The following is a 17,726-nucleotide window of genomic DNA, read 5'->3' as shown; positions in this document are numbered from 1 at the left end:
CGTGCGCTCCTAAAACACGGGCAACGGCGTGCCCTCGGGTTGCTGCTGGGTGATGCAGTGGATGCCGCCGCCTCCGGCGAAGATGTCCAGGCTCGGGACCTGGACCACCTCGTGGGCCGGGAAGGCCTCGCACATCAGTTTGTAGGCCGTTTCGTCCATGGGATCGTCGAAGGCGGACATGATGACGCCGCCGTTGGTGATGTAGAAGTTGATGTAGCTCAAATCCATGCGCCAGTCACCGTTGCGGCGCGGGGCGGGCTGGGGCATGCGGATGATTTCGAAGGACCGGCCGCGCGCGTCCGTGGCGGCTTCCAGTCGTCGTATGGCGTCCTGCGAAACCTTGTGGTTGGCGTCGTCCGGGTCGGTGCAGTCGTGGACCATGACCACGCCGGGCCTGACGAAGCAGGCCAGGATGTCCACATGCCCGTTGGTCTCGTCATCCTCCAGGCCGTCGCCGAGCCAGATGACCTTTTCCGTGCCGAGGTAGGCCGCGAAGAGATCCTCGAAGTCCCGCTTCGAGAAACCCGCGTTGCGTCGGGGGTCGAACTGGACCTGTTCGGTGGTCAGCAGGGTGCCTTCGCCGTCGGCATGGATGCCGCCGCCTTCGATGATGCACGGCGCGGCGTAGCGGCGCATGGCCAGGTGCTCAAGCACGGCCTGGGCCATGGGCTCGTCGTATTTGCCCTCGTACCGGGCGATGTGCCCCCAGTCGTTGAAGACCCAGTCCACACCGGCTACGCCGCCCTTGCCGTCGACGACGAAGGTCGGGGCCGAGTCGCGCGCCCAGGAATCGCGGGTGTCCATGGGCACCAGGGTCACGGTCCGGCCGCACAGGGCTCGGGCCTGGTCCATGAGTTCGGGGCGGCACATCATGTACACCGGCTCGAACCGGCTGATCGCCTTGGCCACCTCGGCGTAGGCCAGGCGGGGTTTGTCCATGCCGAACGGCCAGGCCGACGGTTTGCAGGGCCAGATCATCCAGGTGGCCTCATGCCGGGCCCATTCGCCGGGCATGAACAGGCCGTCGCAGGCCGGAGCGCGGACCGGAACGCGGATGGGGGTAACGGGGGTGTTCGCCATGTTCTTTCCTGCCCGCGTCGCGCGGGCGGTTGAATGTTCGTTTTGCGCCGCGCTATACGGCGGTGTTGATCATCACGTGTTTGGTCACCAGATAGTCGCCCACGGCTTCGGCGGACAGGTCCTTGCCGAAACCGGACTGTTTGAAGCCGCCGTGCGGGGTCTCGGAGGCCAGGGGCAGGTGGTCATTGACCCAGACGGTACCGAATTCCAGGGCCTTGGCCACGCGCATGGTCCGGGCCGCGTCCTTGGTGAAGACCGAGGAGGCCAGACCGAAGACCACGTCGTTGCCCATGGCGATTGCCTGCGCCTCGTCTTCGAAGGTCTGGATGGTGATGACCGGGCCGAAGACTTCCTGCTGGACGATCTCGGAATCCTGGCGCACGTCGGTGACGACCGTGGGCGTGTAGAAATGTCCGGGCCGGTCGAGCTTTTCGCCGCCGCAGAGCACGGTGGCCCCGTCGGCCTTGGCGCGCTCCACGAAGCCGGAGACCATCTCCAGGTGTCGGCCGGAGATCATGGAACCCATCTGGGTGGCCGGGTCGAAGGGATCGCCGACCACGACCTTCTTCATGGCTTCGGCCATGACGTTGCAGACCTGTTTCTCGATGGATTTGTGGCAGATGATGCGGGTCGCGGCGGTGCAGTCCTGGCCGGAGTTGCAAAAGGCGGCCAAGGACAGTTTCTCGGCCACCAGGTCGATGTCCGCGTCGTTGAAGACCAGGCACGGGGCTTTGCCGCCCAGTTCCAGGTGCACGCGCTTGACCGTGTCCGCCGCGCTTTTCATGACCGATTTGCCGGTCTCGGTGGCGCCGGTCAGGCTGACCATGCGGATGGCCGGATGGCTGGTCAGGATGTGCCCCACGCTGCCCGCAACCACATTGACCACGCCGTCGGGAATGCCCGCCTCGGCGGTCAGTTCGCCGAGCAGGAGGGATGTGCGCGGGGTCAGGGAGGCAGGCTTGAGCACGGCGGTGCAGCCCGCGGCCAGGGCCGGACCGAGTTTCCATACGCCCATGAGCAGGGGATAGTTCCACGGGGCGATCTGGCCCACTGGGCCCACCGGGTCGCGGCGATAGATGGAGGTGAAGCCCGGCGCGTACTCGCCCGCATGGTGCCCGGCGGTGTCGCGGGCGGCAGCGGCGAAGAAACGCAGGTTGTCGATGCAGAACGGCAGGTCCGCGCCCAGGCTGAGGAATTCATAGGGCTTGCCCGTGTCTTCGGATTCCACCCGGGCGAATTCCTCCATGCGGCTCTCCAGCAGGTCGGCCAGCTTCCAGAGGCATTTGGAGCGCTGGGCCGGGGTCAGGCCGGACCAGCGGCCGTCTTCGAAGGCGGTCTTGGCCGCATCCACGGCTTTGAGCACGTCCTTTTCACCGGCCTTGGCCACGACGGCGACGATTTCTCCGGTTGCGGGATTCTCCACTTCCAGGCGCGCACCGTCGTCGGCGTCGGTCCATTGGCCGTTGATCCAGAGTTTGATCTCGTTTGCGTTCATGGGAATCCTCCTTAACTGGCGGGCAGTGATTTAAAGACGTCTTCCATTCTGTTGAGGGCTTCGTCAAGCAGATCCATGGGGATGTTCAGGGCGGGCTCGAAACGGATGCATCGCGCGTTGGTCAGGGTTCCGGCGGTGATCACGCCGCGCGCGAACAGGCCGGAAGCCACGTGGTAGCCGATTTCATCGTCCACGAAGTGCATGCCGATGAGCAGCCCCTTGCCGGTGACCTTGTCGAGGATGCCCGGATATCTTTCGGACAATTCGGCCAGGCGGCCCTTGACGTATTCGCCTTTTCGGGCGGCCTGGGCGGGCAGGTCCTCCTCGTGCATGACCGTGATGGCGGCCAGGGCCGAGGCGCAGGCTATGGGGTTTCCGCCTGTGGTGGTCGTGTGCATGAACGGGTTGGGCTCCATGACCTCCCAGATTTTGGGGGTGGAGAAGAATCCGGACATGGGCACCACGCCTCCGCCCAGGGCCTTGCCGAAACACATGATGTCCGGGGCCACGTCCCAGTGGTCCACGCCGAATATCTTGCCGGTGCGGCCGAAGCCGGTCTGGACCTCGTCGGCGATGAGCAGCACATCGTATTTGTCGCAGACTGCGCGCAGGCCGGGCCAGAAGTCGTCGGGCGGCACGATGGCCCCGGCCTCGCCCTGGATGGGCTCGGCCACCACGGCGGCGATGTCGTCACCCACGGCGGCCGCGTACTTCAGTTCGCGCTCCACGGCCTCCACGTCGCCGAAGGGCACGTGGCGCATGCCTTCGAGCAGGGGCAGCAGGGGGGCGCGGTAGTCGGTCTTGCCCATGAGCGACAGTGAGCCCAGCGTCTTGCCGTGGAATCCCTTGAGCATGGAGATGAATCCCTTTTTGCCGGTGTAGAACTTGGCCAGCTTCATGGCTCCTTCCACGGCTTCGGTGCCGGAGTTGGCGAAGAAGCCGTACTGGATGTCGCCGGGGGTCAGTTTGGCGATGACACGGGCGAGCTTGGCCCGGAGGGGGTCGAGCATCTCCTGGGAGTACTGGGGGGAACGGTCGAGCTGGGCCTTGACCGCCTCCACGATCTTCGGGTGGCGGATGCCGTAGCTGTACAGGCCGAATCCGCCGAGGATGTCGATGAATTCGCGGTCCAGGGCATCCTTGAGGATGGAGCCCTGGCCCATCCATTCGGTCACGGCGAACTCGCCCGCTTCGGTCACGGATTTACGGTATTCCAGGAAGCCTTTGTTGATGTAGTCGCGGAAGTTCTCCACGGTCTCGGCGGCTATCTTGCGCCGTTCATCCAGAGAGACGGTGCCTACGGGCTTCTTGATGATGTCAATGAATTCAGTTGCTTCCTTGAACGCTTCGTCGATGTTGCGGGTCATGATTCCACTCCGGGTTTCTGGTGATGCTTGCGGGATTTCGGACAGGGATGGCGGGCCGTCAGGCGGCGGGCCCGTCCCTGGGGTCTTCCACCGGTTTGCCCTCCACGATGGTCTTGACGATCTTGATCTCGCGGATGGTCTCCGGGGGCACCTCTGTCGGGTCGGCGCTCAGAATCACCAGGTCGGCGATCTTGCCCGGTTCGACGCTGCCCCGGTTCGCCTCGTCAAAGGCGCTGTAGGCGGCGTCGATGGTGAACATTCGGATGGCCTCCATCGGCGTGAGGCGTTCCTCTTCGATGGGGTGGAGCACGGCGGTCTGGATGCCGATGAGCGGGCCGTGCGGCGTGACCGGGCAGTCCGAGCCCCCGGTCATGACGACGTGGTTGTCGAGCATGGTCCGGTAGGGGTGCATCCAGCGCAGTCGGTCCCAGCCGAACCGTTTCTCGTAGTCTTCCATATCCACCAGGTAGTGGATGAACGCCGGTTGCATGCCGGCCAGAATGCCCGCCCGGCCCATGCGCTCCACCTGGTCCACCGTGGGTATCTCGCAGTGCTCGATGCGGTGGCGGTGGTCGTCGCGCGGGAAGGCCGCAATGGCCTTTTCCATGGCGGACAGGACCTGTTCGATGGCCTTGTCGGTCTCGCAGTGCACGGCCACCTGGAGACCGGCCTTGTGGGAGGCGAGGACGAAGGCGTCCATCTCCTCCTGGGAGTAGTTCAGGGTTCCACAATTGTCCGGCTGGTCCAGGTACGGCTCGAACAGGGCCGCGGTATAGGCGTCGATGGCCCCGTCGGCGCAGATGCAACCGCCGATGCGCGCAAGTCCCATGTCCACGGTCTCGCCCACGTCCATAACCTGGTTCCAGAGGACCACATTGACCGGAAGTTTGTCGAGATTGTCCATGACGATGCGGGTGTCGCCCGGGCCGAAGCCGCCCCCTTCCAGACAGTGCAGGGTGGTGATGCCCTGTTTCAGCGCCGCTTCGCACGCCTTGCGGAAGCTGCTCAGCTTGACCTCCTCCGGGGTGCGCGAGGACACGGCCGGGAAGATGAAGTCGGGCGCGCCGGGGTCGCGGACCACGCCGGTGGGGTCGCCGTTTTGTTTGCGGTCCACGCCCGACAGGTCGGCGGGCGGGGCTAAAATCGTAAGCGCCAAGGAATTCAGGGCGCACATGTGCCAGGAGGAATGCACGATCATGACCGGGTTGTCGGGGCAGACCGCGTCCAGTTCCTCCTTCAGGGGCATCCGTTTTTCTTCGAGGGCGAAGTCGTTGAGGGTATAGCCGAGGACCCAGGCGCCGGGCGCGGCGGTCCTGGCCGCCTCCCGTACTTTTTCGAACACGGCGCCGAGGGTTTTGGTCCCCTGGAAGTCCAGGCCGTTCAGAACCTGGCCGGTCAGCCCGAGGTGCTGGTGGGTGTCGATGAAACCGGGCAAGACGGTCTTTCCCGCGAGGTCGGTGACGGGCCAGCCCGCCTCGGCGAGGTCGGCCATGTCGGCGTTTGCGCCGACCCGAAGGATGCGGCCGTTTTCCACGGCCATGGCTTCGAACCGGGAGTTCCGGCCGTCCATGGTGATGATGTTGCCGTTGATGAGCAGGTAGTGGTCTAACATGATAAAGTATTGCGGCCGGGGAATTTCACCCCGGCCGCCGGGTTCGAGAATTAACGGGTTTTGACCATGGTCCAGATCTGGTCGTACATCTTGTTGTCTTTGCCCAGGTCCTTGATGAACTGGATTTTGGACATGTAGGACTCGGCCGGGTAGATGGCCGGATTTTTGAAGTCCTCGGGGGTGATGTAGGGGTAGGCGGCCTTGTTCGGGGTGGCGTACTGGGTCCAGTTGGACAGCTTGGCGCCGACCTTGGGCTCCAGCACCCAGTTGATGAAGGCGTAGGCCATGTCCGGGTGCGGGGCGCCGATGGGAATGGACATGTTGTCCACCCAGCCGATGGTGCCCTCGTTCGGATTGATGAAGGCGCAGGTGTCCGGGTTGTCGGCCACGGCGCGCAGGGCGTCGCCGTTGTATACGATGGCGGCTACGGCGGTGCCGGCCACGACTTTGGAGCGGCCGCCGGTGCCTACGTCGAATCCGGCGAAGTAGTCGGATTTCTTGGCTTCAAGCATCTTGTCGAGCAGGGCCTTGAGGTCCGTCTTCTGCGTGGTGTTGACGTCCATGCCCATGGCGCACTGGGCGCAGCCGAGCATTTCGCGGATGGAGTCGACGAAGATGAACGGCCCTTGGCGCTTGGCCGGGTCGAACATGACCGACCAGGAGCCGTCGAAATCCTTGAGCTTGTCCTTGCGGTACATCATGCCCAGGGTGCCCCACTGGTAGGCCACGGTGTACTTGTTGCCCTTGTCCCAGGCCGGGTCGATGAAGGTCGACTGGAGGTTCTTCAGGTTGGGCAACTTGGCGTGATCAAGTTCCTTGAGCAGATTCAGTTTGATCATGGCCGGGATGATGTAGTCGGATGGGACGACCACGTCATACTGGTTCTTGCCGCCCGCCTGAAGCTTGGCGACCATCTCCTCCATGGATTCGTAATATTCCACGCGCACGTTGATGCCCGTGTCCTTCTCGAAATCCGTCAGGAAATCCTCGGGCATGTATTCGCTCCAGACGAGCAGACGCATCTCCTCGGCCGCGAAGGCGGAGGGCACCATGACCAGAACCATTAGCATGGCCAGCAGCAGTTTACGCATCATCTCTCTCCTTTTCATTGAAACTGTTAGATATTTTTTGCGAGGCGACAACCAGTAGGATGGTCACCAGCAGACCGACCGTGGACAGGGCGTGGATCTTCGGCGTGATGCCGCGATGCACTTCCGCATATATGTAGAGCGGCAGGGTCACCGAGGTGGGCCCGGCCGTGAAGAAGCTGATGATGAAGTCGTCCAGCGACAGGGTGAAGGCCAGCATGGCTCCGGACACGATGCCCGGGGTGAGCATGGGCAGGATAACCTTGCGCAGGGTGTACCAACTGGTGGCGTACAGGTCGTGCGAGGCCTCCTCGATTTCGTTGTTGAAGGCGGCCAGGCGAGAGCGGACCACCAGGGCCACGAAGGCCACCTGGAAGGTCACGTGGCCGATGATCATATTCAGCATGCCGGGTTCGAAGACCGAGGAGAAGTAGCGCAGGGAGGCGAAGGCTATGACCAGCGCGCCCGCGAAGACGATTTCCGGGGTGATGACCGGCATGTAGAGGTTGAACTCGAAGAAGGCCGAGGTTTTCTTGGACCACGGGAACCGGCTCATGCCGATGGCCAGTGCCGTGCCCACCACCGTGGCGATGACCGTCGAGACCAGCCCCAGGAGGAGGGTGTTGCCCACGGCTTCGAGAATCTGCTCGTTCCGGAAGAGTTCCAGGTACCATTTCCAGGTGAACCCGTGCCAGGTCAGGCCGAAGCGGGAGTTGTTCACCGAGAACGAGGCCACGGCCAGGAGCGGGATGTACAGAAAGGCCAGGGTGCCCAGGGCCAGGGTCGGGATCAGGAGCGGCCTGCGTTTGATCTGCATCCTAGATCACCTCCATTTTCTCGCCTTTGCGGCGGAAGACGAACAGGCCGATGATGGTCAGGAGCATCAGGGCCAGGGAGACCGCCGCGCCGAAGGGCCAGTCGCGGCTTTTGCCGAATTGCTGCTGGATCAGATTGCCGACCAGCATGTATTTGGCGCCGCCCAGAAAGTCCGGGATGAGGAACATGCCCATGGCCGGGACGAAGGTCAGGATGGCCCCCACGGACAAGCCGGGCAGGGTTTGGGGCAGGATGGCCTGCATGAACACGCGGCGCTTGTTGGAGTAGAGGTCGTGGGCCGCCTCCACCAGGGACCAGTCGAGCTTTTCCACGCTGGAGTAGAGCGGCAGGACCACGAAGGGGAGGAAGGCGGAGATCATGCCCAGGTACACGGCGAATTCGGAGGGATAGAGCGGGCTGCCCGCCGGAATCAGCCTGAGTGCGGCCGCGAACCGGGCGATGGGCAGGTCCGGGGAGAGAACCAGTTGCCAGGCGTAGGTGCGGATGACCAGGTTGGTCCAGAAGGGGATGATCACCAGGGTCAGCCAGACGTAACGGGTGGTCTTGGGCTTGCCCGCGATGAAGAAGGCCAGGGGGAAAGCCAGGGCGGTGCACACCGTCGTGGTCACGAAGGCCACCCACAGGGAGCGGGCCAGGATGATCAGATAGTCCGGGCTCCAGCCGAACATGCCGTAACCCGCCAGCCGGGTGAAGTTCTCGAAGGTGAAGATCCATTCGATTTCGCCGTAGCCGCCGCGCGTGGCGAAGGAAAGGGCGATGAGCGCCAGGGCGGGCACGGTCAGGAAGATGAGGATCCAGAACAGGCCGGGCGAGACGTGGAGCAGCCCCCGCCGCCTGAGCGCCCTGCTCGAGGTCAGCTCGCCGAACCAGATACGCGTGTCGGTGTTCTTTTCGCTAGTCATTGATGGCCACCAATGCGTCCTTGAGCAGTTCAACCCAGATTTGGTCGCCCGCCTGGAGTTTTTTGTGCGGTGCGCAACGCATGCGCAGTCCGGCCGGTTCCAAGGTGATGTCCAGGAAATTGCCTCGGTAGAAGGTCTCCGTAACCGTGGCCAGGACGCCATTGGTCTCGGGCTCCCGGTCGCGCATGACGATGCCCTCGGGCCGGATGACCAGGGCCCCACGCTTCCATTGGGGTGGCGAGGGCAGGACGAGTTTGCCCGCGTGGGTAATGATCTGGTCGTTGCGCCGTTCGGCGTCGAGGATGTTGGCCGTGCCGATGAACTCGGCCACGAACCGGCAGTTGGGATGATCGTATATCTGCCGGGGCGAACCGTGCTGCAACACCTCGCCGTCCTTCATGACCGCGATGCGGTCGGACACGGTCAGGGCCTCGTCCTGGTCGTGGGTGACCAGGATGAAGGTCTTGTTCAATTGTTGCTGGAGCCGTCGGAGCTGGATTTGCAACTGGGTGCGCAGTTTGGCGTCCAGGGCGGACATGGGTTCGTCCAGCAGGAGCAGCTCGGGCTCGCAGACCAGGGCGCGGGCCATGGCCACGCGTTGCCGCTGGCCGCCGGACAACTGATCCGGATAGCGGTCCTTGAAATTCATCAGTTCGAGCATTTCGAGAATCTTGTTCACCCTGGGCCGGATGTCGGTCTCCGGGATCTTCTGGGAGCGCAGGCCGAAGGCCACGTTGTCGGCGTTGGTCATGTGCGGGAACAGGGCGTAGGACTGGAAGACCGTATTCACCGGGCGTTCGTTGGCGGGCTTCTGGGTGATGGGCAGCCCGTTGAGGAAGATCGAGCCCGAATCCGCCTGCTCCAGGCCCGCGATGATCCGCAGCAGGGTGGTCTTGCCGCAGCCGGACGGGCCGAGCAGGGTGAACAGTTCGCCCTTCTGGACGGTCAAATCGACGTTTCTGAGGGCCTGGACGTCGCCGTAGCTTTTATGGACGGCATATGCTTCAAGAGTCATATCTTTCCCCTTATTGGGCGGTCGGTTCGGGCGGGATTCCCGATTCGTCCCAACCGCGCAGGCGATAGTATTCATTGAGAAGGAGCGCGTACTCCTCTCGGGTTATGACCTGCCCGGTGGGCAGGGCCTCATGGAGTTTTCTGGGCAGGCGGTCGTCGTCCGGGGTCAGCCCCTCGCGGACGTTGAACCGTCGGGTGTCGTCCACTACGCGGGCCGCGGCCCGGCGCAGGGCTGATCCGTCCCAGGAAACCCCGGTGACCAGGGCGAGCAACCGGACCAGGGCGGCCCAGTCGTACATGTCGCGGTAGAAGCGGCACAGGATCAGGCAGTCGAACACGATCAGCCGGTCCTCGAAATCCATGAGCAGGTCGGCCTTGCCCTCCACGGCATCGGACGGGATCATCCCGGATAGCTCCGCCTTGTAGAAGGTGGTCCGCAGGTGGCAGGCCCCGCGCGGCGAGGTCCCGTAGGTCAGCCCCATGCCTTTGAGCACCCGGGGGTCGTATCCGGCGGGCTCAAGTCCCTTGACGTGCACGGCCATGTCAGACAGGCCGAGTCGCTCCGCGCCCTTGACGATGCCGTCGGCCAGCACGTCGCCCAGTCCTTCGCGGCCCGCGATCTGCTCCAGCAGGGCGGCGATGGTCGCCGCGTCGCCATAGGTCAGGGGAGCGTCCAGGCGGCCCTGGCTGGACGCCTCGGCGATCAGGCCGCAGACGTTGCCCGCCGAGATGGTGTCCAGGCCGAGACGGTCGCACAAATCGTTCAGGTGGGCGATTTCGTCGATGTTGCGGACCATGCACAACCCGCCGAAGGCGTAGATGGTTTCGTATTCCGGCCCTTCGATGGTCAGTCCCTTGTGCGGTCCGTGAGCGATGCGCGCCTTGCGCCCGCAGGCCATGAAGCACTTCAGGCAGGCGTGCGGCGTGACCTCGTGCTGCTCGTGGAAGGCGTCTCCGCTGATGCGCTCCCAGTGGTCGCAGGTCCCGGCGGACCAGTACCGGCTGGGGAAGGCCCCCACGGTATTCATCAGGGCGACCATCTGCGTGGTGCCCCGCGCCCGGTAGGCCCTGACCGCCGGAGAATCGCCGTTGGCGTTCCTGAATTCCCTGTTGAACACCTTAAGCCCCTCGGGGTCGGCCGTTTCGCGTTTGCGGTCCCCGGCGAAGACCAGGCCCTTGATCCTCTTGGAGCCGAGCACCGCGCCCAGGCCGCAACGGCCCGCGCTGCGCCAGTAGTCGTTCTCAATGACCGAGAAGGCCACCAGGTTTTCGCCCGCCGGGCCGATGACCATGGCCCCTGGCCTGCCGAATCCCGCCCCTTGGGGGGCGTACCGTTCGAGCAGGGCGTCCTCGGTGGCGTAGGTTTCGAGCCCTTTGAGCTCCGGGGTTTCGTGAAAATCGCAACCGTCCGGATGGATGGCCAGGACGGTCAGCGTGTCGGCCGCGCCGGTCACGACGATGGCGTCGAAACCGGCCCGGTCGATGGCCTCCGGGGTTTTGCCCCCGGAGTAGGATTCCGCGTAGAAGCCGGTCTGGGGCGACTTGGAGAAGACGCCGTAGCGGCTGGCGCCCCAGACGCCCGTGCCGCAGCACGGGCCCGTGGCGACGATGAACCGGTTGTCCGGGGAGAGCGGGGCCACTCCGACCGGGTTGTGCTCCAGCAGCAGGCGCGTGCCCAGGCCTTTGCCCCCGGGCAGGGGCAGGCCCGCGTCCCGGAGCGGTTCGATGGCGAACGCCCGCTTGGAGACGTCGATGAAGAGTATGCGCCCGTGCAGTCCTTTCACCGCCGTTACCCCTTGGCCACTTCGGCGAAGGCCGTTTCCAGGATGGACAATCCCTTTTCCAGTTCGGCGTCGTTGATGACCAGCGGCATGAGCGTGCGGATGACGTTGCCGCCGTGGCCGCAGGACAGGATGATCAGGCCGTTTTCGCGGCATTTGGCCACCAGCGCCTTGGCGATGTCCGGGGCCGGGGTCTTGGTGGCCCGGTCGTGAACCAGCTCCATGGCCAGCATGGAGCCCAGGCCGCGCACATCGCCGATGCAGTCGTACGTTTTCGCCAGGTCATCGAAGGCGGTGCGCACCTTGGTCCCGAGATTCCGGGATTTTTCGACCAGATTTTCACTTTCGACCACGTCGAGCACAGCCAGGCCCGCGGCGCAGCTTACCGGGTTGCCGCCGTAGGTCCCGCCCAGGCCGCCCACCTGGGGCGCGTCCATGATCTCGGCGCGGCCGGTGCAGGCGGACAGGACCGTGCCGCCGCCCAGGGACTTGGCCGAGGTCAGCAGGTCGGGCATGACATCCCACTGCTCGATGGCGAACAGGGTCCCGGTACGGCAGATGCCGGACTGGACTTCGTCGATGATCAACAGGATGCCGAATTCGTCGCAAATTTCCTTGATGCGTGGGAAATATTCCTTGGGCGGCACCACAAAGCCGCCTTCGCCCGCCACGGGCTCCAGCAACACGGCGGCCACGCTTTCGGGGAAGGCCATGTCCACGAAGCTCTTTTTCAGCAGCTCGGCGCACTCCATGTTGCAGCCGGGGTAGGCGCGGCCCACGGGACAGCGGTAACAGTAGGCGTAGGGGATGTGGTAGACTTCGGGGGCATAGGGGCCGAACCCGGCCTTGTAGGGCATGACCTTGGCGGTCAGGGTCGCGGTCAGCAGGGTGCGGCCGTGGAAGCCCGAGGCCGAGGCCACGATGGCCGGGCGGCCGGTGGCGCGGCGGGCGATCTTGACCGCGTTTTCCACGGCTTCCGCGCCGGAGTTGACCAGCACGGTCTTTTTGGCGTGGTCTCCCGGGGTCAGGGCGTTGAGTCTTTCGGCCAGAGCCACGTATCCTTCATATTGGAAGACATGGTAGCAGGAGTGCAGCAGTTTGCCCGCCTGTTCGCGCACGGCCTCGACCACTTTGGGATGGCAATGGCCCACGTTGTTGACGCCGATACCACCGGCGAAATCGACGTACTCCCGACCTTCCACATCGGTGACGGTCGCGCCCTTGGCGCTCGCGGCGAAAATGGGCCCGGCATTGGACACCCCTCTGGGGACGGCCTTCTCTCTTCTTCGTTGCAGTTCTTCATTCGTCATGATGATCCACCATGTAGTATTGTAAGAGTTGAAGTCGAAAACCGTCTCTCTTAAAGCAAAGGCTGGTCCTAGTTGTAATAATTTTATTATTTCATGTGGTTAGATATAAAATGGAAAAGACTCGCGCGCCCTCTCTGATGCAATATAGAATCAGATCATTTGCATAATAGGCTGAAATCAATACATAAAGTTTTGATTCATAATCAAATCATGCACAAAATTAACAATTTTGTTTTTGTCACTATTCGATTCTGCCATAGCGGGGCGGAAGCTGCTCGTTGAATTGCAAAAAAGGCATACACAGCAGTTATCTCCACACAAATTGTGAAGATATTGACAATAATGAAGAAAGTGGTGTTTTGTGAAGGGGCGTTGATTCAATTATGAATCAGTGATTGTTCAGCTTGTAGCGATGCATTTTGCGCACCACGGTGGGCTGGCTGACACCCAGGAATCCGGCCATTTCGCGAGTGTTGGAACATGCCTCCATGGCCTGGCGGAGCATGCGGCGCTCCAGCCGGGCTACTTCCTCGGGCAGGGTGCCGTTTTCCAACACGGCGTCTTCGGTTTGCTCGAAGATATCCCGCAGGTAATCGTCGAGCAGGTCATCCTCGCAGATGACCACGGCCTTCTTGATGATGCCGATGAGTTCGCGGACGTTGCCCGGAAACGGATGGGACTGGAGCAGCTTCATGCCTGCGGGGCCGATGCGTTTGGCGGTCCGGAAGGCGGCGTTGAATTGCCGCAGGTAGTGATTGATCAACTCGAAAACGTCTTCCGGCCGTTTTCTCAGCGGGGGGATGCGCACGGTGAATGTGTTCAACCGGTAGAGCAGGTCGCGTCGGAAGGCCTGCTTGCGGACCTGGGTTTCCAGGTCGCGGTTGGTGGCGGCGATAATGATGCAGTTCATGCGTTTGGGTTTGCTCGCACCCAGCGGGTAATACATGTGGTCGTCCAGGCAGTTGAGCAGCTTGGCCTGCATGTCCAGCGGGATTTCGCCAACCTCGTCCAGAAAGAAGGTGCCGCCCGAGGCCAGTTCGAACAGCCCGGACTTGCCTTGTTCGGAGGCCCCGGTAAAGGCTCCCTTCTCGTAACCGAACAATTCGGCCTCGAACAGGGTTTCGGGCAGGGTGGCGCAGTTGACCTGGATGAACGGTTTGCCGCGCCGTGGGCTGGTGTCGTGGATGAACTTGGCCAGCAGTCCCTTGCCCGTGCCGGAGTCGCCCATGAGCAGGATCTCCGAGGTCTCGAACTGGGCCAACTTCTGGGCCGTGGCCATGGCTTTTCGCATGGCTGGGCTTTCGGCCACCACGTGGCTTTTCTTCAATTCCATGAGCGACATGCCGGTCAACTCGGCTTCGGCCTTTTCCTTGGCCTTGCGCGTCTGGGCCAGGGTGGTGCGCAGCTCGTTCAGATCGGTGATGTCCCGCTCGTTCAGGACCACCATGCGGATGTTGCCGTCGCCGTCAAAGGTCGGCGTGCCGGTGACGATGAGTTGCCGGCCGGTGCGGGTGACCTGCTGCAGGACCGAGACGCGCCGTCGCTTGCGGATGACCTCCATAGTGGCGGACCTGTCGATGACCCCGTTTTCCACAAGGTCGGCCACGGGCTTGCCGACGACCTCGTCCGCCGAAATGGAGTTGAGGCTCTCCGAGGCGGCGTTGATGCTCAAGACCACGCCGCGCCCGTCGGTCAGCCAGATGCCGTCGCTGGACGCGTTGAAGACCGCCTCCATGTGTTCTGCAAGGGTGCGGTAGGTCCGCGTCCGCTCGACCTGCTCCGGGCTCGGGTCGGGGTGAAAGGTCAGCAGGCTGCCCACGGTCGCGCCGTTCGAGACAATGGGGCTGTGCGACACCGAATTCATGGAGCCGTCGGGCAGCGTCAGGCGCGCGGCCTTCTTCTCGTTTTCGTTTTCGTCCATGTCCGTCTCGTCGTTGATGAAGGCGTCGGACAGGACTTCGGACAGAGGCAGTCCATGCATCCGGCCCGGTTCGAATCCGAAGATCCGTTCCGCTTTCGGCGTGGCGTAGGCGATGAGCCCGGTGGAGTCCGCGGCCAGCGCCGAGATGTCCAGGTGGTTCAGGATGGAATGGAAGGGAATGTCCACGGGATGGGTATTGGGCATGCGTCACGCTCCTGCCGGTCGCTGATGCAATAATGAATCGTTTTTGGATTTATCCCATTCCGTGCGTGAAGTCATCAAAAAGTCGCATCCGTTTCGGCTTGATATATTTGATTTTCAAGAAAATATTGAATGCTGGACGGAGCGTTCGGTCGTGCAGGGACGGGAGCTTGCGGAATAGCCAAGCTCTTTCAGTCAATAATGGACAGTGCCTAACGCCTAGTATATGATGACCATCTATTTTTTATCAACGTGGGAGAGTACGTGCAGAGAATGATCGTGCTGGGCATATGTCTGATGGTGCTCTTGACGCTGTTTCTGCCGACGGCTGTTTTTGGCGGCGAGTTCGCCATGCAGGCCATAGTCTACCCTCCATTGGTCTACGCTGACCAGGGCAGGGTATGGGGCGTTGCTCCCGAGGTGGTCCTGGAAATTCAGCGGATTGTCGGCGACAGCAGTCCGTTGCAGGAGACGCCGTGGTTACGCGGCTATGAGCAGACGCAGAAGCTGCCCCGGCAGGCATTATTCGCCATCGTTCGCATCCCGGAAAGGGAAAGGCTCTTCAAATGGGTCGGGCCTATTTTCGGCGAGGGGGATTACTTCTTCAAGCACAGGGGCGCGCCCCTCAGGATCGAGAACCTGGACGACGCCCGCGCGGTCCTGCGTATCGGCGTGCGTAAGGACGGCTATACCCACCAGGCCCTGGCGGCCGCGGGATTTACCAATCTCGACATCGGCCCGAGCTACGAGTCCAGTTTCCGCAAGTTGGCCGAGGACCGCGTGGATCTCGTGCTCATGGGCGAACGCACCTATTACTATATGGTCAGGCAGGCCGGTCTCAATCCGGCGGACTTCGAGCGCACGGATTGCAAGTTCGGGGATTCCGCCGCCTGGTTGGCTTTCTCGCTGGATGTCCCCGACGAAGTTATCCGGCGATGGCAAAATGCCCTCGACTCCCTCAAGCAAAACGGCGTTTACAAGGATATCATGGATCGGAATTTCAGGTAGTTTTTCGGCCCCTTATTGTATGCGGTCGATCTTCTTCTCCATTCCCTGCTCAATCAGGTTCTCAATCCGGCCAAATTCTTCATCGCGAAGACAGTACAGGTGTTTCATAACCGCCTTCACTGAGACGAGTATGACGCGTAGTTATTTTGTTGACAAACCCTGGCTTAATGTTGATATGATTGGAAAAAGGATTCAAAACATCAGCCGCGTAGCGAGCGTGTTTTGAATCCTTTTTTTGTCGTATGGTTGTTGCCGCGCATTATTTGTACGGCAATGCTTTTTATGCGTGGAACTATTGTCCGGCTACTCGCGCAAGATGGGCTTTCAGGAAATCCGCCACCTGTTGCGGGTCCGAAACCGGACCTCCGTGGCCAGCTCCTTTGCAATGGCGTACTTGCAAGGCCGGGATGCTCTTTTGCATTTCCACAGCAATAGCTTGATAGACCGGCAAAGACGCATCGCCGGACACGAGTGTCATCGGTTTTTTGAAGTCCCGGAGCTTTTCAACAGGAATGGAAAGGCGTTCCTTGTCGCGGGATTGGTCGAGCCATGTGTCGGCATTGGCTATCATGCAAGACCGTGCGCGCTCGTCGAAAAGGTTTTCCCAGCTGTTTTTGCCAAAAGCGACATTTTCGACAAAGGCTTTTGTTCCTTCCTCAATGTCTCCTTTTTCCAACAACGCTTTTGCCTCAAGCATGGATGTCTTCATTTCTTTAAGAACGCTAGTGTATTGCGGTTTATGTTTCAGAATGCCAAACGCCGGAGGCTCGTACAAAAACAGGCTTGCGGCTAATTCCGGATGGTTGTTGACCAGTTCAATGGCGACGTTCGAACCATACGAATGGCCGACAACGTGAACCGCTCCAAGATGTAGCTTTTGAATCAGTTCTACGGCGTCCGCAACGTCATCGGAAATATGCCCCTGTCCTGCGACATTCGTGCTGGCGCTATGCCCGCGCCGATCATACAGAACCATCGGATTGTCCACTTCTTGCCGCAAAGTCCGGGCAACGGGTAGCCAACCATTGTGATCATCCCAAGAACCGTGGATGAACAGGATAGGTACTCCTTTACCCGGAATGACGCATGTGGCCAATTGGACGGGTCCTACGTCGATTCTTTTTAGCGGCGGCACTTGTTGAAACGATGTCGGTGCGGCCAGAGCAAGGCTGTATGTTGCCAATAAAAGGAAAGCAGCAACTAGTAATTTGCCACCCAAAAATTTTTTCATTTCAACCTCTTTATCCAGACTGAAGCCCGGGTGAAATGTTTTGGTGCTGCCATTGCGGAAGCATCTAAATGAGTAAATCAAGATGTATTGATATCTCTGCCGAATTATCCGGTCAAGAAAAGAAGCTTGGGAAGGGACTCCTTCCGCGTTCTTTCAAGTGTTGGAAGATGTCGTTGGCGAACGGGTGGCTTGGCTTAATGTCTGGCCGAAGACTGCGGCTTCATTTGGTAAGAATCTGACGCGAGTCCAGGCTTTCCTCCGCAAGTTCGGCATAGACGTCAACCGTCAGAGTGGGGGGAGCCGCACCATAACCATGACGAACGAACAGGCCGAGTCTGCTGTAAATGCCTATGTGGGCATGAGCGTCGGCGAGCTCTTCGAATAGATCGAAATCATGGCCGCCAGGGGTACTCCCTTGGCGGCCCTCTTTTCTGCTGCAGGTCGGGCGGTTGGGGCGGATGAAGATATGTTCGAAAATACTGTCAAGCACAATCGATCGAACCAAGGCTGTTTTTGGGCGACGGCTGTCTGCATTTTGCCGACATGAAGTCGTTGTGGAACGACAACGCCGTGTTTCGCTCATTTTGGCCGAAAAAACCGTGATACGCTCTCCGCAAACAAAGACAGGGCTGTCAGCTCAGTGGCCTGGAGGAGATCCTATGAGCGTATTTGAAATGAGGCTGAAGCATGACCCAAGCGGTCGAATCGCGGAGAAAACCGAAACCGTGGCCGGTCGGCCCAGCGTTTGGAAGTATGCCTACGACAAGGCCGGGAGGCTCTTCGAGGCGCATCTGGACAACCGGCTCATCTGCCAGTGCTGGTACGACCGGGAAGGCCTCGCCAGCGGGACTATTTCCCCGCCACCGTGGGGTCCGGCCA

At 61.5% G+C, this 17,726-nt stretch carries 14 protein-coding genes and 1 pseudogene; 3 read left to right on the top strand and 12 right to left on the bottom strand.

Annotated elements, in window-relative coordinates:
* Positions 1–9: 9 nt before the first annotated feature.
* The 11 genes from J0909_RS02850 to J0909_RS02800 all read right to left on the bottom strand — a co-directional run bounded on the left by J0909_RS02850 (position 10) and on the right by J0909_RS02800 (position 14,611).
* Entirely contained in the window at positions 10–1,080 is a 1,071-nt protein-coding gene (locus tag J0909_RS02850) for an agmatine deiminase family protein (RefSeq protein WP_207260321.1), read from the bottom strand.
* A 52-nt stretch (positions 1,081–1,132) separates the two neighbouring features.
* The gene (locus J0909_RS02845; protein WP_207260320.1) at positions 1,133–2,575 is read right to left on the bottom strand and encodes an aminobutyraldehyde dehydrogenase; all 1,443 of its coding nucleotides are present in this window, start codon (positions 2,573–2,575) and stop codon (positions 1,133–1,135) included.
* A gap of 11 nt (positions 2,576–2,586) precedes the next feature.
* Positions 2,587–3,942, bottom strand: a complete 1,356-nt coding sequence (locus J0909_RS02840; RefSeq protein WP_207260319.1) for a putrescine aminotransferase — start codon at positions 3,940–3,942, stop codon at positions 2,587–2,589.
* A 58-nt stretch (positions 3,943–4,000) separates the two neighbouring features.
* Entirely contained in the window at positions 4,001–5,554 is a 1,554-nt protein-coding gene (locus J0909_RS02835; protein WP_207260318.1) for an amidohydrolase, read from the bottom strand.
* Between the two features lie 50 nt (positions 5,555–5,604).
* Positions 5,605–6,645 (bottom strand): polyamine ABC transporter substrate-binding protein, encoded by a 1,041-nt coding sequence (locus J0909_RS02830; protein ID WP_207260316.1) that lies wholly within the window; start codon positions 6,643–6,645, stop codon positions 5,605–5,607.
* A complete protein-coding gene (locus J0909_RS02825) occupies positions 6,638–7,459 on the bottom strand; it encodes an ABC transporter permease (RefSeq protein ID WP_207260315.1) in 822 nt (273 codons plus the stop codon). Before J0909_RS02825 ends, J0909_RS02830 begins: the two co-directional genes overlap by 8 nt.
* Position 7,460: 1 nt before the next feature.
* Positions 7,461–8,381: an ABC transporter permease gene (locus J0909_RS02820; protein ID WP_207260314.1), complete on the bottom strand. Its 921-nt coding sequence runs from the start codon at positions 8,379–8,381 to the stop codon at positions 7,461–7,463.
* Positions 8,374–9,396 carry an ABC transporter ATP-binding protein gene (locus tag J0909_RS02815; protein WP_207260313.1) on the bottom strand — a complete coding sequence of 341 codons (1,023 nt, stop codon included), beginning with the start codon at positions 9,394–9,396 and terminating at the stop codon, positions 8,374–8,376. The genes J0909_RS02820 and J0909_RS02815 overlap by 8 nt, the downstream gene beginning before the upstream one ends.
* Positions 9,397–9,406: 10 nt before the next feature.
* Positions 9,407–11,179, bottom strand: a complete 1,773-nt coding sequence (locus J0909_RS02810) for an aldehyde ferredoxin oxidoreductase family protein (RefSeq protein ID WP_207260312.1) — start codon at positions 11,177–11,179, stop codon at positions 9,407–9,409.
* A gap of 5 nt (positions 11,180–11,184) precedes the next feature.
* The gene (gabT, locus tag J0909_RS02805) at positions 11,185–12,486 is read right to left on the bottom strand and encodes a 4-aminobutyrate--2-oxoglutarate transaminase (protein WP_207260311.1); all 1,302 of its coding nucleotides are present in this window, start codon (positions 12,484–12,486) and stop codon (positions 11,185–11,187) included.
* A gap of 388 nt (positions 12,487–12,874) precedes the next feature.
* Positions 12,875–14,611, bottom strand: a complete 1,737-nt coding sequence (locus J0909_RS02800) for a sigma 54-interacting transcriptional regulator (protein ID WP_207260309.1) — start codon at positions 14,609–14,611, stop codon at positions 12,875–12,877.
* 270 nt (positions 14,612–14,881) lie between these two features.
* Between J0909_RS02800 and J0909_RS02795 the strand changes: the two genes are divergently transcribed.
* Complete coding sequence (locus tag J0909_RS02795) at positions 14,882–15,616, top strand: substrate-binding periplasmic protein (protein ID WP_207260595.1); 735 nt, start codon at positions 14,882–14,884, stop codon at positions 15,614–15,616.
* Between the two features lie 292 nt (positions 15,617–15,908).
* Here J0909_RS02795 and J0909_RS02790 read toward each other — a convergent pair whose 3' ends face one another.
* Positions 15,909–16,847, bottom strand: coding sequence for an alpha/beta fold hydrolase (locus tag J0909_RS02790; protein WP_207260307.1), 939 nt, complete (start codon positions 16,845–16,847; stop codon positions 15,909–15,911).
* A gap of 103 nt (positions 16,848–16,950) precedes the next feature.
* Here J0909_RS02790 and J0909_RS18620 point away from each other — a divergent pair, with 103 nt between their 5' ends.
* Positions 16,951–17,232: an AICE-type RepA C-terminal domain-containing protein gene (locus J0909_RS18620; protein ID WP_502757425.1), complete on the top strand. Its 282-nt coding sequence runs from the start codon at positions 16,951–16,953 to the stop codon at positions 17,230–17,232.
* Between the two features lie 274 nt (positions 17,233–17,506).
* Positions 17,507–17,726: pseudogene (locus J0909_RS02785) on the top strand (RHS repeat domain-containing protein); the annotation flags it as partial.

Source organism: Desulfovibrio sp. Huiquan2017, assembly GCF_017351175.1.
GTDB lineage: Bacteria > Desulfobacterota > Desulfovibrionia > Desulfovibrionales > Desulfovibrionaceae > Pseudodesulfovibrio.
The sequence above is the reverse complement of the archived record's forward strand: the minus strand, read 5'-3'. Positions and strand labels throughout refer to the sequence as shown.

Coding starts and splice junctions, on each gene's coding strand:
- J0909_RS02850 (WP_207260321.1), bottom strand. CDS start 1,080: ATGGCGAACACCCCCGTTACCCCCATCCGCGTTCCGGTCCGCGCTCCG.
- J0909_RS02845 (WP_207260320.1), bottom strand. CDS start 2,575: ATGAACGCAAACGAGATCAAACTCTGGATCAACGGCCAATGGACCGAC.
- J0909_RS02840 (WP_207260319.1), bottom strand. CDS start 3,942: ATGACCCGCAACATCGACGAAGCGTTCAAGGAAGCAACTGAATTCATT.
- J0909_RS02835 (WP_207260318.1), bottom strand. CDS start 5,554: ATGTTAGACCACTACCTGCTCATCAACGGCAACATCATCACCATGGAC.
- J0909_RS02830 (WP_207260316.1), bottom strand. CDS start 6,645: ATGCGTAAACTGCTGCTGGCCATGCTAATGGTTCTGGTCATGGTGCCC.
- J0909_RS02825 (WP_207260315.1), bottom strand. CDS start 7,459: ATGCAGATCAAACGCAGGCCGCTCCTGATCCCGACCCTGGCCCTGGGC.
- J0909_RS02820 (WP_207260314.1), bottom strand. CDS start 8,381: ATGACTAGCGAAAAGAACACCGACACGCGTATCTGGTTCGGCGAGCTG.
- J0909_RS02815 (WP_207260313.1), bottom strand. CDS start 9,396: ATGACTCTTGAAGCATATGCCGTCCATAAAAGCTACGGCGACGTCCAG.
- gabT (WP_207260311.1), bottom strand. CDS start 12,486: ATGACGAATGAAGAACTGCAACGAAGAAGAGAGAAGGCCGTCCCCAGA.
- J0909_RS02800 (WP_207260309.1), bottom strand. CDS start 14,611: ATGCCCAATACCCATCCCGTGGACATTCCCTTCCATTCCATCCTGAAC.
- J0909_RS02795 (WP_207260595.1), top strand. CDS start 14,882: ATGATCGTGCTGGGCATATGTCTGATGGTGCTCTTGACGCTGTTTCTG.
- J0909_RS02790 (WP_207260307.1), bottom strand. CDS start 16,847: ATGAAAAAATTTTTGGGTGGCAAATTACTAGTTGCTGCTTTCCTTTTA.